Origin of the sequence: Citrobacter sp. Cpo032, from assembly GCF_030332975.1 — a bacterium.
GTDB classification, from domain to species: Bacteria; Pseudomonadota; Gammaproteobacteria; order Enterobacterales; family Enterobacteriaceae; genus Citrobacter; species Citrobacter portucalensis.
Genome location: NZ_JAOWGU010000052.1, coordinates 481,937 through 498,093, shown reverse-complemented (window position 1 = coordinate 498,093; position 16,157 = coordinate 481,937). Strand labels below are relative to the sequence as shown.

Below are 16,157 nucleotides of genomic sequence, written 5' to 3'. Positions count from 1 at the left end.
CGCTAATTATGCTTAATTCTTGCTTTTAGCAGGCAGTGAATAAAAAGGTTGAAATTCATTTTCTTCCGGGCAAAAATGCCATTTCACACATCAGCTTTGCAGGACGACCTGCAAACGCTTCATTCACCGGGGACGGCCCCATAGTTCTGGAGCCTGATATGTCCTGGATCGTTTTATTAATTGCAGGTTTGCTCGAAGTCGTATGGGCGATTGGCCTGAAATACACCCACGGTTTTACGCGTCTTACGCCAAGCATTATCACTATTGCGGCGATGATCGTCAGCATCGCCATGCTCTCCTGGGCAATGCGCACGTTGCCTGTTGGAACAGCTTATGCGGTCTGGACCGGTATTGGCGCTGTTGGGGCGGCCATTACAGGGATTTTGCTGCTGGGTGAGTCTGCCAGCCCGGCACGTTTGCTGAGCCTTGGGCTGATCGTTGCTGGTATTATTGGTCTGAAGCTGAGCACTCACTAAGCGCCAGGCTGTTTCACCCAAATCAGTTTATTCACTTCAAACCCTTCCCGGGTCGCGATGGCTAACATTTGCTGTTTCATTTCATCTGAAATAGTAGGGGTCCGTGAAAGGATCCACAGGTAGTCGCGATCCGGACCACAAACCAGCGCGTGACGATATTCCCGGTCGAGTGCAATTACGTTATACCCGCCATAGAAGGGGCCGAAAAAAGAAACTTTAAGCGCGGCTCTGCTTGGGTCGCCGGTGAAATAGGCTTTCCCTTCCGTTTTCTGCCACATCTCCCTGTCAGGGTTATAGCCCTTGTTAATAACGTTGATCCCGCCGTCGTCGCGCAAGCTGTATGTTGCGGTCACTTTATTCAATCCGCGCTCGAAACGATGGTCGAAGCGCGCAATTTCATACCAGGTTCCCAGATAGCGTTTGGCATCAAAGTTATTTACCACGGTAACGCCTTTCGGCGGTGTCGGGGAGCTACACGCGACAACCAGGAATGCAGCCGTAACTGCAGCAACGACGGGCAAAATGCGCATGGGATTTTCCTTGCTGTATTTTTGTTAAGTGTAGATGACAACAGGAAAAAAAGAGAAAGAAAGGAGGCCCAATATCCTGGGCCTCATCGTTAGTTATTGCAGCTTTTCAAGAATGCGCCAGGCCGCCTCGACACGGACAGGGTTAGGATAGCTTTTGTTTGCCAGCATCACGATGCCAAGGTTTTTTTCTGGAACGAAGGCTACGTAGCTGCCAAATCCTCCAGTGGATCCCGTTTTATGCACCCATGAGGCTTTCACAGCGGGGGCAGGCGGGTTTACCTCAACGGCGGGAAGCGCTGCCAATGCCACTTTGCTGTCGCTACCGTTGATGATTGAATCAGCTTTCAGCGGCCAGTTCAGCATCTCCCAGCCTAATCCCTGGTACATATCGCCAATACGCCAGTAGCGAGACTGCGCAAGCGCAATGCCCTGCTGGAGCGTTTTCTCCTGAACGCGGCTGGCGTCCATGTTGACCTGAACCCAGCGGGCCATATCAATAACGCTGGATTTCACGCCATAGGCTTCGGCGTCAAGTTGTCCCGGAGAAACGTGTACAGCCTTCCCTTCGCGATAGCCCCAGGCATAATCTTTTTGTTCGTTCTGCGGAACTGTAATCCAGGTATGCGCCAGTTTTAATGGTTGCAGGACGCGTCTGGTCATTGCCTCTTCGTAACTCATTCCTGAGGGTTTCACCGCCAGCGCGCCAAACAGACCAATGCTGGAGTTAGCGTAAAGACGCTTAGCGCCCGGGGCCCATTGCGGCTGCCAGTTTTGATAAAAACGCAGTAATGCGGCTTTATCCGTAACGTCATCGGGGATCTGCAGCGGCAGGCCGCCTGCCGTGTAGGTGGCTAAGTGCAGCAGGCTGATACCCTGCCACTGTTTGCCTGTCAGTTCTGGCCAGTATTTCGTGACCGGCTCGCTGAGCTTAATTTCGCCGCGGGCGATAGCATCGCCGCCCAATACGCCGTTAAACGTCTTACTGACCGACCCTAGCTCAAACAGAGTTTGCTGCGTGACTGAGTGGTTATTGGCGATATCGGCTTTACCCCAGGTGAAATAATAGGGTTTTCCCTGGTAGATAACGGCAACGGCCATACCCGGAATAGCCTGCTCCTGCATCAACGGGGTGATGGTGCGATTAACGATATCGGCAATCTGTTGTTCTGTTTTGGCGGCGGCAAACGTGGAGAATGAGGCTGTCAGCAGCAGAGCGCAGCATAACGATTTTTTCATCATGAAATCAGTTCCGTAATTAAAAGCAAAAGGGTGTCCGGGCCCGTCAGACGCAATCAGTGTGTTTGATTTGCACCGTGTTGACAAACGGTTAAATTTAGCAGCAGATATAAGTTTTTCTAACAGGCCGGATGATGACGCGTAGCTATATCCCTCTTAACTCGCTGCGGGCTTTTGAAGCCGCGGCCAGACATCTCAGTTTTACCCGCGCCGCGATTGAGCTCAACGTGACGCATTCTGCCATCAGTCAGCATGTAAAAGCGCTGGAGCAGCAGCTAAATTGTCAGCTTTTTGTGCGCGGTTCTCGTGGATTAATGTTGACGACTGAAGGGGAAAGTCTGTTACCTGTACTTAATGACTCTTTCGATCGTATGGCGGGGATGCTGGATCGTTTTGCCACCAAACAGACCCAGGAAAAACTTAAAATTGGCGTGGTGGGGACCTTTGCGGTTGGGTGTCTGTTTCCTCTACTGGGCGATTTTAAGCGCAGTTACCCGCATATTGATTTGCATATTTCTACCCATAATAACCGCGTGGATCCCGCTGCCGAAGGGCTGGATTATACCATTCGCTACGGAGGGGGAGCCTGGCACGATACCGACGCGCAATATTTATGTAGCGCGTTGATGTCTCCACTGTGTTCGCCAACATTGGCTTCGCAGATTCAAACGCCTGCGGACATCCTGAAATTTCCGTTATTACGATCGTATCGGCGGGATGAATGGACGCTTTGGATGCAGGCCGCCGGAGAGGCGCCCCCGTCACCGACGCACAACGTGGTGGTGTTTGATTCGTCCGTCACCATGCTGGAAGCCGCGCAGGCGGGGATCGGTGTGGCAATTGCACCAGTCAGAATGTTCACGCATTTACTCAGTAGGGAACGAATCGTTCAACCGTTTTTAACGCAGATTGATTTGGGAAGTTACTGGATAACGCGTTTGCAATCGCGTCCGGAGACACCCGCGATGCGTGAATTTTCCCGTTGGTTGACAGGAATGCTGCACAAATAAAAAGGCCCGCCAATGGCGGGCCTGATAATTAACGCATGTACTTAGATGGTCAGAATACCAATAGCCGTTACAACGGTCAGGATTGCTGCCAGTCCGTAGAAGACCCATTTGCCAGCAGGCACGTGGATTTTCAGGTCATGCATCGCGTGGTGCATACGGTGTAAACCACACCACAGCGGCAGAACGATCATCAGGAACAGAAACGCACGTCCGATGAAGCTCTGAGCGAATGCCAGTACGCGTTCATAGCTGAAAGCATCAGGAACAAAGCCCAGCGGCAGCATAATGCCTACCAGCAGGATCATTACTGGCGCAATGATTGCGCTCCACATACCGCCTGCACCAAACAGGCCCCAGAATACGGGTTCGTCAGAGCGTTTTGGATTTGGATTAATCATTCCGGACTCCTTACCAGAACAGGGCAACAAACAGTATGACTACTGTCGCAACCACAGTAACTGCCCAGAGACCTTTGATGATCGGCTCTGGCCCCATTTTTTCGTCTTTTACGATGATGTTGGCTGCTTTTGGCGCCAGCTCAAACCAGGTTTTGGTATGCAGCAGCGCTGCTGCCAGGGCGATAATGTTAAGGATTACCACCACCGGGTTTTGCAAAAAGGCGACAAAGCCCATCCAGGACTCTGCACCATGCTTGAGTGCAAACAGGCCGATAATCAGTTCAATGCTGAACCAGACTGCCGGAACTGCCGTGCCTTCACGCAGCATGTAAAAACGATAAAATGGCAGCTTTTTCCACCAGGTGGACGTCATTGGCCGCACATAGGCTTTACGTTTAGTCGTCATCGTGCACTCCTTAGCGTGGTTTCAGGGTAGCGATAAGAAAGTCTTTTGAACTTTCAACTTTACCCTGCTGAATGGCCGCAGCCGGATCGACGTGTTTCGGGCAGACTTCGGAGCAGTAGCCCACGAAAGTACAGGTCCAGACGCCGTTCGGGCTGTTCAACTGAGCCATACGCTCCTTCTTACCGTGGTCGCGGCTATCTTCGTTGTAACGATGCGCCAGCGTAATCGCAGCCGGTCCAATGAACTCAGGGTTCAGGCCGAACTGCGGACACGCGGCATAGCACAGACCACAGTTGATGCAACCGGAGAACTGATGATACTTCGCCATCTGCGCCGGAGTCTGGGTGTTTGGACCCTGATCCGGTGTACGCGGGTTACCGATAATGTACGGTTTGATCGCTTCCAGGCTTTCGATAAAGTGCGTCATGTCGACGACCAGATCGCGCTCAATCGGGAAGTTGCCCAGCGCTTCAACCTTGATGCCGTTGGTGTAATCACGCAGGAAGGTTTTGCATGCCAGTTTCGGTACATTGTTGACCATCATGCCGCAGGAGCCGCAGATCGCCATACGGCAGGACCAACGGTAGCTCAGGTCCGGTGCCAGGTTATCCTTGATGTAGCCCAGCGCATCCAGCAGTGACGTGGTTTCATCATAAGGAACTTCGTAGAAAGCACTGTGCGGCGCGGTATCGGTTTCCGGGTTATAGCGCACCACCTCAACTTTCAGGTTTTTCATCTCAGCCATTCGCCTTCTCCTTCTTATCGGCTGCTTCCGCTTCGCCACCGTAAACACGTTTAGCCGGTGGCAGAGTGGTGATTTTCACGTCGCTGTATTCCAGGCGAGTCGTGCCGTCAGCATCGCGGAAGGCGAGGGTGTGTTTGAGGAAGTTCACATCGTCACGCTCGGTGCAGCCTTCATCCAGACGCTGGTGCGCGCCGCGGGATTCTTTACGCGCCAGAGCAGAGTGCGCCATACATTCAGCAACGTTCAGACCGTGACCCAGTTCGATGGTATACAGCAGGTCGGTGTTGAAGACGCTGGAGGTATCAGTGATACGTACGCGCTTGAAGCGTTCCTGCAGTTCCGCCAGCTTATCAACGGTTTTCTGCATGAGTTCCGGCGTACGGTAGATACCGCAACCTTCTTCCATGGACAGGCCCATTTCGTCACGGATCTTAGACCAGTTTTCGTTACCTTCCTGGTTAACCAGATCTTTCAGACGTTTTTCAACGCCAGCAACCTGTGCATCAAGAGCGGCACTGTTTGCAGCGCCAGCCGTTGCAGCGCGTTCTGCTGCCTGCTCACCGGCCATACGACCGAAGACCACCAGTTCTGCCAGGGAGTTAGAGCCCAGACGGTTAGCGCCATGCAGACCAACAGAGGAACATTCGCCGACAGCGAACAGACCTTTAATGCGGGTTTCACAGTGCTGATCGGTTTCGATACCGCCCATGGTGTAGTGCGCGGTCGGACGTACCGGGATCGGTTCTTTAACCGGATCGACACCCACGTAAGCTTTCGCCAGTTCGCAGATGAACGGTAAACGTTCGAGCAGTTTTTTCTCGCCGAGGTGACGCAGGTCGAGGTGAACCACATCGCCACGCGGAGTGGAAATGGTGTTGCCTTTGCGCCATTCGTGCCAGAACGCCTGAGAAACTTTGTCGCGCGGACCGAGTTCCATGTATTTGTTTTTTGGCTCGCCCAGCGGGGTTTCCGGACCCATGCCGTAGTCTTGCAGATAACGGTAGCCGTTTTTGTTGACCAGAATACCGCCTTCACCACGGCAGCCTTCAGTCATCAGGATACCGGAGCCTGGCAGACCTGTTGGGTGATACTGAACGAATTCCATATCACGCAGCGGAACGCCGTGGCTCAGCGCCATGCCCATACCGTCGCCGGTTACGATGCCGCCGTTGGTGTTGTAACGGTAAACACGACCTGCGCCGCCCGTTGCCATAACAACAGCGTTAGCACGGATTTGCACCAGCGTGCCTTCCATCATGTTCATGGCAACCAGGCCGCGAGCATGACCGTCGTCAACCAGGATATCCAGAACGAAGTGTTCGTCAAAGCGCTGAATCTGCGGGAACTGCAAAGATGTTTGGAACAGCGTATGCAGCATGTGGAAGCCGGTCTTATCCGCGGCAAACCAGGTACGCTCGATTTTCATGCCGCCGAAGCGACGTACGTTGACGCTACCGTCTTCACGACGACTCCACGGGCAGCCCCATTGTTCCAGTTGCGTCATTTCAGTTGGGCAGTGGTGGACAAAGTAATCCACGACATCCTGCTCACACAGCCAGTCTCCGCCTGCTACCGTATCGTGAAAATGGTAGTCAAAGCTGTCATGATCCTGCGCGACAGCAGCAGAGCCGCCTTCGGCAGCAACGGTATGGCTGCGCATTGGGTACACTTTTGAGATCAGTGCGATTTTAGCGTTGGGATTTGCTTGTGCGGCAGCAATTGCAGCACGTAATCCCGCGCCACCGGCGCCTATAATGGCAAGATCGGCTTGAAAGGTTTGCACGACATTCCTCCAGATTGTTGTTATTTCATCCCTGCCTGAAATCAGATGCTTCATCGGCTTCAAACAGGTTATGAACGCGTTTCCACTGCTCCTTTATAGGTACAATAGTATAGTCTTAGGGATGTGCGGGAAATTTGACGTGTTCGATTTTTTTAGCGTGTCATAGGGGGGAATTATCATTGAATTTGATTAATTTAATTACTAAACCACCCTAAGTCGCTTTTTTTATCCAATTGCCAGTGATGATTAGTGCTGCCTGAAATTTGTCTCGCTAGCGCGATACGAGTAGACTTCGTGCCCTTGTCATAAATCGGAGAAACAACCATGAGCGAAACGGCAACCTGGCAGCCGAGCGCGTCCATCCCCAATCTGTTGAAACGTGCAGCAATTATAGCGGAGATTCGCCGCTTTTTTGCCGATCGTGGCGTGCTTGAGGTTGAGACCCCTTGTATGAGTCAGGCAACGGTAACGGACATCCACCTGTTCCCGTTCGAAACGCGTTTCGTTGGCCCTGGACACTCCCAGGGAATGAATCTCTATTTAATGACCAGCCCTGAATACCATATGAAGCGCCTGCTGGTGGCAGGATGCGGCCCGGTGTATCAACTGTGCCGCAGCTTCCGTAATGAAGAGATGGGGCGCCATCATAACCCTGAATTCACCATGCTTGAGTGGTATCGTCCGCACTACGATATGTATCGCCTGATGAATGAAGTGGATGATTTGCTCCAGCAGGTGCTGGACTGCTCACCTGCGGAAAGCCTTTCTTACCAGCAGGCCTTCCAGCGCCATCTGGAGATTGACCCGCTGTCTGCGGATAAAACCCAACTGCGGGAAGTGGCGGCGAAATTGGATCTCAGCAATATCGCTGATACCGAAGAAGACCGGGATACCTTACTGCAACTGCTGTTTACGATGGGTGTTGAACCGCATATTGGTAAAGACAAGCCGACGTTTGTGTATCATTTCCCGGCCAGCCAGGCATCACTGGCGCAAATCAGTACCGAAGATCACCGCGTGGCTGAACGTTTCGAGGTTTATTTCAAAGGTATTGAGCTGGCGAATGGTTTCCATGAATTAACCGACGCGCGCGAACAGCAGCAGCGGTTTGAACAGGATAACCGCAAACGTGCCGCACGAGGCTTACCACAGCAACCTATCGATACCAACCTGCTGGAAGCGCTGAAAGTCGGCATGCCGGATTGCTCAGGCGTGGCGCTGGGCGTTGACCGTCTGGTGATGCTGGCGCTGGGCGCAGAGAGCCTGGCCGAGGTAATCGCATTTACCGTCGATCGCGCATAACTTACTCTTCTGCAATACAAAGTGGTGGCTTAATCGCCACTTTGTAGCATATTTTTTCATTTCCCCTCTAATAGCCACAATTTACACCTGGATATTTGATATCGTTTAGGTATCAATTCTGTGTTGATTTTTTTATCGCTGAACTCTGCAAAGAGAGCAGTGCCAACCGGTGAGCGGCGTTTGTTAAACGCTTGCCAGAGTAAGGGATGGTTTAATGACCCAAACAATAAAAAAGATGAGCCTGATAGGTCTCATTCTCATGATATTTACGTCAGTTTTCGGTTTTGCTAATAGCCCCTCCGCGTTCTATTTAATGGGGTATAGTGCAATACCGTGGTATATATTTTCTGCATTATTATTCTTTATTCCATTTGCTTTAATGATGGCGGAAATGGGTTCTGCCTATCGGAAAGAAGAGGGGGGAATCTATTCGTGGATGAATAATAGCGTTGGACCACGCTATGCGTTTATCGGCACGTTTATGTGGTTTTCTTCTTATGTGATATGGATGGTTAGTACTGCGGCGAAAGTCTGGGTACCTTTTTCAACCTTCTTGTTTGGCGCAGACATGACGCAGCACTGGCGTATTGCAGGGCTTGAGCCTACGCAGGTTGTCGGGCTGCTCGCAGTCGGTTGGATGATCCTGGTGACCTGCGTGGCATCCCGGGGTATTAATAAGATTGCGCGTATTACGGCTGTAGGTGGAATTGCCGTAATGTGTCTTAATTTAGTTCTGTTGTTAGTGAGTGTCGCTATTTTGTTATTAACTGGTGGCCACTTTGCACAGGATATTAATTTCATCTCTTCGCCTAATCCCGGATATCAGTCTGGACTGGCAATATTGTCATTTGTTGTGTTTGCCATTTTTGCTTACGGCGGAATTGAAGCTGTGGGGGGACTGGTTGATAAAACAGAAAAACCAGAAAAGAACTTTGCAAAAGGCATTGTCTTTGCCGCTATTGTCATTTCTGTTGGTTATTCACTGGCCATCTTTTTATGGGGCGTTAGTACCAACTGGCAGCAGGTATTAAGTAATAGCTCAGTTAACCTCGGGAATATTACCTATATCCTGATGAAAAGCCTCGGAATGACGTTGGGTAACGCGCTACATCTTTCCCCTGATGCCGCAATGGTGATGGGCGTATGGTTTGCACGTATTACCGGGCTTTCCATGTTCCTTGCCTACACCGGCGCTTTTTTCACCCTCAGCTACTCACCGCTGAAAGCGATTATTCAGGGCACGCCGAAGGCGTTGTGGCCCGCGCCGATGACCAAACTGAATGCCGTAGGGATGCCGACGACGGCAATGTGGTTACAGTGCCTGCTGGTGAGCCTGTTTATCCTGTTGGTTTCATTTGGTGGCGATACGGCTTCAGCGTTCTATAACAAACTGACGCTGATGGCGAACGTCTCGATGACGCTGCCGTATCTGTTCCTGGCGCTGGCGTTTCCGTTCTTTAAATCCCGTCCGGGTCTGGAAAGGCCGTTTGTTGTCTTTAAAACCCGAGCGGCGACGCTGCTGGCAACGGGAGTGGTCGTGCTGGTGGTGACGTTTGCTAACGTGTTCACCATCATCCAGCCGGTAATTGAAGCCGGAGACTGGAACAGCGCACTGTGGATGACCGGCGGTCCGATCTTCTTCTCACTGCTGGCGATGGCGATTTATCAGAACTACAGCCGTCGCACGACCAACGAGCCTTAGTGGGCGGTGGAATAAAGGCCATCTGGCGTTTATTGCCTGTTGCCGATCCGGACGCATATTAAGCCCGAAAATGTCTGTGGTCGGCGATGAAATGCCCGATGGCGCAAGCTTATCGGGCCTACAGGTTAATTGCAGACCCGTAGGCCGGATTAGACCCAACGGGTCGCCATCCGGCATTTCTTGCCTGCATTGTGCGTTACAAACTCCCTGCCGGGCGACTGCCTCTTCCTGCAGAACTTAATGTTCTCCCTGTTTGCTTACCGCCGAGGCTCTCCAGACGCATCTGGAACGGAGGGAACGGCATATCAATACCGTGCTCGCGGAAGCCTGCCAGAATCAGTTGATGGATTTCATGGCGCAGCGGCATGCGATGTCCCATCTCTGCGGCATAAATACGCAGTTCGAAGATTTGAATCCCCTGCTGCAGGTCAACCAGGAAGACTTCAGGTGCCGGATTATCGATAACCAGCGAACAGCGCTGCGCGGCAGTCAGCAGGATCTGCGTAACCTCCTCGCTATTAGCCTCCGACGGTGCCGGGATGGTTAACACCACACGGGTAACGGAATCGGATAACGACCAGTTGATAAACTGTTCAGTGATAAAGGCTTTGTTGGGCACGATGATCTCTTTGCGGTCCCAGTCGCTGATAGTGGTGGCGCGGGTATTAATTTTCGTCACGCTACCGGTAAGATCGCGAATCGTCACCGTGTCGCCAATGCGGATTGGTTTTTCAAACAGGATAATCAGGCCGGAAATAAAGTTGGCGAAGATCTCCTGCAAACCAAAGCCCAGACCGACACCGAGAGCCGCCACCAGCCATTGCAGTTTGGACCATTCAATACCGATCATCGAGAAGCCAACCAGACCGCCAATCAGCATCAGCAAATACTTGGTAATGGTGGTGATGGCATAACCGGTGCCGGGGGTTAAATCCAGATGTTGCAGTAGTGCCAGCTCCAGCAGTGCGGGTAGGTTGCGCACTAACTGGGTGGTGATGATGAATACCAGAATCGCGATAAGCACCGCGCCCAGCGTTATCGGTTCTAAGCTTTCCACGCCCTGAACCGTGGAGGTGACATCCCACAATGAGATGTTTTCCAGGAAGCCGAAAGCGGAGTGAATTTCTGACCACAGTACAATGACCGAGAGCAGGGCGATAAGCATCAGGATAGAACGCACCAGGCGCAGCGATTGCGCGCTGATAGCATCCAAATCCACTTCGCTTTCATCAACGTCGATCGCGCCTTCAAGGCTGGTGGAATGCGGCGGTTCTTCTTCACCCCGCGCGCGCTGTGCCAGCATTTCAGCGCGTCGATGCTTGGCGCGGTCAAACGCCAGGCGGCGACGCTGAATCAGCATCCAACGGCGGATAACGTGATACACCACCAGTAATAAGAACCAAATCGCTACAGACGTTTCCAGACGTGCCAGCAGGGCTTGTGATGTGGCGAGGTAGCCTACTGCCGCGGCGAGAATGGCAATCAGCGGCGCACCCATCAGCATATTCCACAGCATGCTGTTGACCATGTTATCGCTGTTGCCCTCTTTATCGAGGTACAGCGGTATCCCGGCGCGTTTCAGGCTCAGGGTTACGACAGCCAGCGCACCGCAAATCAGAATAAAGCACAGACGCCCCAGTGAGGCGGAGAATTCCCGGTCATTGAGGTTATCAAACATAATAACCGCCATGATCAACGGGACAATCAGCCCGATGCTCATCAGGTAATAGTGCATGGCTTTCGCGACGCGGTTCCGCGGCCAGCCAAAGTGGGCAATGAACAGACCGTTGGGACGTGCAAAGGTGGCGCAGATCATTACTGCCCACAGCATGGGCACCGTGGCGGTAACGCCATCGCCGATCGCGACAGCCAACGGATAAGGCCAGGCTTCCTGCAATCCGTAACCGAGCGTTGCCCACAGCACTGGCAACGGCGAAGCGACGAGTATTGACCAGAATACCGTGCGTATTGTCAGCCAGAAGTGATCCTGGGTGACTTTCCCGACCCGCGCGGACGAGCGTTCAAGGAAACGGGTGAAGTGCTTGCGCGAAGAGAGGCTAAAGCCAACTAACACCAACGCCGCGAACAGCGGTAGCAGCGTTTCTTTGCTGGTCAGCATCATGATGCTGGCTTTGCCCAACTGATTAAACGTATCTAATGAGATCAGACGCCGCAGATCCTGAACGATGTCGACAGGCCAGGAGAGGGAGATAGGGCTAACGTCTGACGTCCAGAACAGGTAGCGGTGCGTCGCTTCGTTGACCTCTTTTAGCGCATCTTCCAGTTGGCTGTTGGAAACTTTGAGCTTGGTCAGCTCAAGGATCAGCGTATCGCCGCCCTGTAACAATGAGTTCAGCAGCTCACGCTGGGTGCGTAGCTGGGCGTTGAGGATGCTGCTCTGTTCAGCGGTCAGCGGTTGTCCATCGGCCTGATGAATCTGACGCAGTTGCGGCTGTTTGTTGAGGAGATCCTCATAGCGCATGCGGTGTACGCGAAGCTGCGCCATTTCGGTATCCAACTGCTGAGGTTTAGGCATTTCCGGCAGACGGGATACCTGCGCTCGCAGCGCTTCTCCCAGCATATTTGAAACCCCAAGCCACTGAGACTGCTCTCGCAGCGTATTCAATGCCTGACGCACCTGCAGCGTTTGGCTGGCGGCCTGACGCTGCTGCGAAGCGACCAGATCCATACGCTGTGCTTGCTGGTTTAAGGCCTGAGACAGCTCGCGGTTTACCTTGAACTGGTCGACAATGCCTTCCGGCAGTCCCGCGCTGTTTTCCGCCAGCAGTTCAGTGCTTTCCAGCGCTCGCTCAGCTTCACGCTGACGTTGACTGTTAAGCTGGTTGCGCAAAGCCTGCAGGTAAGCGTCGAGTTGTTGACTCTGTTTTTCCGCCAGTTCGGAGCGCATACGCGCCAGTTCCTGACGGTTATTGGCGGAAAGCTGCGCCAGCTCCAGTTCATCGACCTGGGCTTTAAGTTTGGCGGATTCAGCCTGCATCGCCTGATTCTGTGCGGAATTACCGTTGGCGGTACCAATGCGTCGCTCAAGCTCATTGAGCTGGCGGCGGGCATCGGTTTGCTGTTGAGGAAGCTGGCTTAACGAGTCGGCGATTTCCCGGGCGCGATCCTGCTCCTGTTGGGCCTGACGACTCTTTTCCAGCAGTTGGCTGCTAACCTGGAGGATCTCCTGGTTTAACGCATCGGTAGTGAGTCCGGTTGGTACATTGCGCGGTTCATCACGCAGGTTGCTAAGCTGCGCGCGTAACGTTGCGGACAGCTTGGGGAAGTTATCAATAACCTGCTGATATTGCTGGGCGCGCTCGAGAGCGCCTTTACGCTCCTCAAGGGCATTCAGCGCGGACTGGAGCGCCTCGACGGTTTCTGGCTGAGCGGGTTTTGCCGCTTTTGCCTGCTCCAGTTCCTGGGTGAGTTGTTTGGCATCGGGGGCCGTCGCAGCGTACGCCCCCAGGCTGAGGCACCAGGCCATCAGAAAAGTGATAATCAGGCGCACAGCAGCGATTCCTATGTTTAACTTTCGTCTTTTTTGTCGTCAACCAGCGGGCTGGCATCGTGTTCTGCTTCGATCTCTTCTTTCGCCAGCGGGGCCGGTTCTGCCTCTGGCGTCACGAAAGTCTCGGTCGAGATGGCCATTGGTTGGCCGATTTTGGTCACGGACAGATCCTGCAACTGCTCAACCAGGTTAACTTTGCCAGGTGCGAACAGGTTGATGACGGTGGAACCGAGCTTAAAGCGGCCCATTTCCTGACCTTTCAGCAGCGCCACCGACCCTTCGCTTTCGCCTTCCGGCCAGGTCCAGCGCTTGATGACGCCTTCACGCGGTGGAGTAATGGTGCCAGCCCATGCGGTTTCAATACTGCCGACGATGGTCGCGCCGACCAGAATCTGCACCATCGGGCCAAATTCGGTATCAAACAGACAGATTACACGTTCGTTGCGGGCAAACAGGTTCGGTACGTTTTGCGCAGTCAGGATGTTTACAGAGAAGAGATCGCCCGGCACGTACATCATTTCACGCAGGATACCGTTACACGGCATGTGTACACGGTGGTAATCGCGTGGAGACAAGTAAGTGGTTACAAACGTACCGTTGCGGAATTTGTCCGCCATCTGATAGTTGCCAGCCAGCAGCGCTTCAAGGGTATAGCTGTGCCCTTTAGCCTGCAGCAGTTTGTCTTCCTCGATGTTGCCTAACTGGTTAATCACACCGTCAGCGGGCATGACCAGTACGTTTGGATCGGTATTAATCGGGCGAGCATCATCGCGCAGCGGGCGAACAAAGAAGTCGTTGAAGGTGCGATAGCTGGCGGTATCCGGCTTTTGCGCCTCTTTCATATCGACCTTGTAATATTTCACGAACAGATCGATAACCAGTTTGGTCAGCCATCCCGCTCGTTTGCTCGCACCCCAACCCGCCAGGCGAGTGAGCCATAGTTTCGGCAGAATGTATTGTAGCGAAAGCTTAAATGAGTTTAACAAGGTAGCCTCCAGGCCATAATTTGTTCCCGATCCGGCATACGGGCCGGATCCTGAAAAAAGGGGGGACGATTCTAGCGATGCTTAGCTTAGTTGTCAGTTGTCTGTATCAGAAAAGTTTTTACGCGTTTTTACCTGCGCCATGCTTTCCAGGATGCGGTGATAATTTTCAAACCGGGTTTCGGCTATGGCCCCTTTTTCTACAGCCTCACGGATAGCGCAGCCTGGATCGGTATCATGCTTGCAGTCGCGGTATTTGCAATGGCCCAGGTAGTCATGAAATTCGACAAAGCCATGCGTGATTTGTTCCGGCTCCAGATGCCACAGTCCAAACTCACGCACACCAGGGGAGTCGATAACGTCGCCGCCGTGTGGGAAATGATACAGGCGAGAGGCCGTGGTGGTGTGCTGTCCAAGGCCGGAGTTGTCAGAGACATCATTGGTCAGGATCTCTTCCTGCAGGCCGAGGAGATTATTGAGCAGGCTGGATTTACCTACGCCCGATTGACCGGCAAAAATGCTGATGCGATCGGTTAATGCTTCTTCAAGCGGTTTCAGGCCGTCTTTTGTGCGGCTTGATACCATCAACACCCGATAGCCAATGTTGCGATAGATATCCATCTGTTCGTTAACGAAGGCCATGCCTTCATCATCCAGCAGATCGATCTTATTCAGCACGATAATCGGTTCAACGTGTAGCGTTTCGCAGGCTACCAGATACCGGTCGATAATATTGAGTGACAGCTCGGGTAAGATGGCTGAGACAATAACGATCTGGTCGATGTTGGCGGCAATAGGCTTTACCCCGTCGTAAAAGTCGGGGCGTGTCAGTACTGAGGTACGATCGTGTACCGCTTCAACGATACCTTTGACATTCACGCCTTCAGCTGCCGCTTTACCCGGGCGCCAGACTACGCGATCGCCAGTAACCAGCGAGCGAATTGTACGGCGGATGTTGCAGCGGTGAATTTCACCGTCAGCAGACTCTACGTCGGCATGCATGCCAAAACGGCTGATAACGATGCCTTCAGCGGTTTCGCCAAACAGGTTGTCGTCGTAGTCGGGCTTCTCCGTGGACGTTTTAAGACGACGCTGGTGATTGGCGTTCACACGGCGCTGTTGGCCTTTGGAGAGTTTATTCTTACTCAATCGGACTGGCTCCTGGTCGCCCATGATGGGCAAAACATTTATGATACACACAATTTTAGATCAATGTAGTCACACTGAATGTGACGCTGAAGGGTGGAAAATAGCATGAGTGCCAATGAAAACAACCTGATTTGGATCGATCTGGAGATGACAGGTCTGGATCCCGAGCGCGATCGCATTATTGAGATCGCCACGCTGGTGACGGATGCCAACCTGAATATTCTGGCTGAAGGACCGACAATTGCGGTGCACCAGTCCGACGAACAGCTGGCATTAATGGATGACTGGAACGTACGTACGCATACCGGTAGCGGGCTGGTGGAGCGCGTGAAGGCGAGCACCATGGGCGATCGTGAAGCTGAACTGGCCACGCTGGCTTTTTTGAAAGAGTGGGTTCCGGAAGGGAAATCACCTATCTGCGGCAACAGCATCGGGCAGGATCGTCGTTTCCTGTTTAAATACATGCCGGAGCTGGAGGCGTATTTCCATTATCGCTATCTGGACGTCAGTACGCTCAAAGAACTGGCGCGTCGTTGGAAGCCGGAAATCCTTGCGGGCTTCACCAAGCAGGGAACACATCAGGCGATGGACGACATTCGTGAATCTGTTGCTGAGCTTGCTTACTATCGCGAACATTTTATTAATCTTTGATTTTGTTCTCCGGTGGCTTGCGCCACCGGTTTTTTGACGCTAAATTGTTCAGCTTGATTGCAAATTAATCACTTGAACGAATTTTCGAAAAAAACGCTTTCAGGGGGGTTGCAGCTAAACGGATTTCTCGTATAATGCGCCTCCCGTAACGACGCAGAAATGCGAATTACGACAGCAACAAAAGCAGTACAGATTTGCGGGAATAGCTCAGTTGGTAGAGCACGACCTTGCCAAGGTCGGGGTCGCGAGTTCGAGTCTCGTTTCCCGCTCCAAAA

The 16,157-nt window shown here is 52.7% G+C and carries 14 protein-coding genes and 1 tRNA gene; 6 read left to right on the top strand and 9 right to left on the bottom strand.

What is annotated here, in order from left to right; genetic code table 11:
* Positions 1–158: 158 nt before the first annotated feature.
* Positions 159–476: a quaternary ammonium compound efflux SMR transporter SugE gene (sugE, locus tag OGY33_RS24340; RefSeq protein WP_000118520.1), complete on the top strand. Its 318-nt coding sequence runs from the start codon at positions 159–161 to the stop codon at positions 474–476.
* On the opposite strand, the gene OGY33_RS24335 is transcribed toward sugE, so the two are convergent.
* Together OGY33_RS24335 and blaCMY are read right to left on the bottom strand one after the other, a co-directional pair.
* Entirely contained in the window at positions 473–1,006 is a 534-nt protein-coding gene (locus OGY33_RS24335) for a lipocalin family protein (protein ID WP_191238920.1), read from the bottom strand. The genes sugE and OGY33_RS24335 overlap by 4 nt on opposite strands.
* Positions 1,007–1,099: 93 nt before the next feature.
* Positions 1,100–2,245 (bottom strand): CMY-2 family class C beta-lactamase, encoded by a 1,146-nt coding sequence (gene blaCMY, locus OGY33_RS24330; protein WP_191238919.1) that lies wholly within the window; start codon positions 2,243–2,245, stop codon positions 1,100–1,102.
* 131 nt (positions 2,246–2,376) lie between these two features.
* Here blaCMY and ampR point away from each other — a divergent pair, with 131 nt between their 5' ends.
* A complete protein-coding gene (ampR, locus tag OGY33_RS24325) occupies positions 2,377–3,252 on the top strand; it encodes a LysR family transcriptional regulator AmpR (RefSeq protein WP_020996269.1) in 876 nt (291 codons plus the stop codon).
* 41 nt (positions 3,253–3,293) lie between these two features.
* Here the strand turns inward: ampR and frdD are convergent, their stop codons facing one another.
* The 4 genes from frdD to frdA are packed head-to-tail and all read right to left on the bottom strand — an operon-like array spanning position 3,294 to position 6,584.
* Positions 3,294–3,650: a fumarate reductase subunit FrdD gene (gene frdD, locus OGY33_RS24320; RefSeq protein WP_003025535.1), complete on the bottom strand. Its 357-nt coding sequence runs from the start codon at positions 3,648–3,650 to the stop codon at positions 3,294–3,296.
* Positions 3,651–3,660: 10 nt separating this feature from the next.
* A complete protein-coding gene (frdC, locus tag OGY33_RS24315; RefSeq protein ID WP_003025537.1) occupies positions 3,661–4,056 on the bottom strand; it encodes a fumarate reductase subunit FrdC in 396 nt (131 codons plus the stop codon).
* 10 nt (positions 4,057–4,066) lie between these two features.
* Entirely contained in the window at positions 4,067–4,801 is a 735-nt protein-coding gene (gene frdB / locus OGY33_RS24310; RefSeq protein ID WP_042321379.1) for a fumarate reductase iron-sulfur protein, read from the bottom strand.
* Positions 4,794–6,584: a fumarate reductase (quinol) flavoprotein subunit gene (gene frdA / locus OGY33_RS24305; protein WP_003830519.1), complete on the bottom strand. Its 1,791-nt coding sequence runs from the start codon at positions 6,582–6,584 to the stop codon at positions 4,794–4,796. Before frdA ends, frdB begins: the two co-directional genes overlap by 8 nt.
* 324 nt (positions 6,585–6,908) lie before the next feature.
* On the opposite strand from frdA, the gene epmA reads away from it, so the two are divergent.
* Together epmA and yjeM are read left to right on the top strand one after the other, a co-directional pair.
* The gene (gene epmA / locus OGY33_RS24300) at positions 6,909–7,886 is read left to right on the top strand and encodes an elongation factor P--(R)-beta-lysine ligase (RefSeq protein WP_048215093.1); all 978 of its coding nucleotides are present in this window, start codon (positions 6,909–6,911) and stop codon (positions 7,884–7,886) included.
* Positions 7,887–8,100: 214 nt separating this feature from the next.
* A complete protein-coding gene (yjeM, locus tag OGY33_RS24295; RefSeq protein WP_191238918.1) occupies positions 8,101–9,588 on the top strand; it encodes a glutamate/gamma-aminobutyrate family transporter YjeM in 1,488 nt (495 codons plus the stop codon).
* A gap of 196 nt (positions 9,589–9,784) precedes the next feature.
* Here the strand turns inward: yjeM and mscM are convergent, their stop codons facing one another.
* From mscM to rsgA, 3 genes are all read right to left on the bottom strand, one after another.
* Positions 9,785–13,099, bottom strand: coding sequence for a miniconductance mechanosensitive channel MscM (gene mscM, locus OGY33_RS24290; protein WP_057066602.1), 3,315 nt, complete (start codon positions 13,097–13,099; stop codon positions 9,785–9,787).
* Positions 13,100–13,116: 17 nt separating this feature from the next.
* Positions 13,117–14,085, bottom strand: a complete 969-nt coding sequence (asd, locus tag OGY33_RS24285; RefSeq protein WP_008785997.1) for an archaetidylserine decarboxylase — start codon at positions 14,083–14,085, stop codon at positions 13,117–13,119.
* Positions 14,086–14,178: 93 nt separating this feature from the next.
* Complete coding sequence (rsgA, locus tag OGY33_RS24280; protein WP_170974257.1) at positions 14,179–15,231, bottom strand: small ribosomal subunit biogenesis GTPase RsgA; 1,053 nt, start codon at positions 15,229–15,231, stop codon at positions 14,179–14,181.
* Between the two features lie 105 nt (positions 15,232–15,336).
* Here rsgA and orn point away from each other — a divergent pair, with 105 nt between their 5' ends.
* Positions 15,337–15,882: an oligoribonuclease gene (orn, locus tag OGY33_RS24275; RefSeq protein ID WP_020996267.1), complete on the top strand. Its 546-nt coding sequence runs from the start codon at positions 15,337–15,339 to the stop codon at positions 15,880–15,882.
* Between the two features lie 196 nt (positions 15,883–16,078).
* Positions 16,079–16,154, top strand: a tRNA-Gly gene (locus OGY33_RS24270).
* The last annotated feature ends 3 nt before the right edge of the window (positions 16,155–16,157 follow it).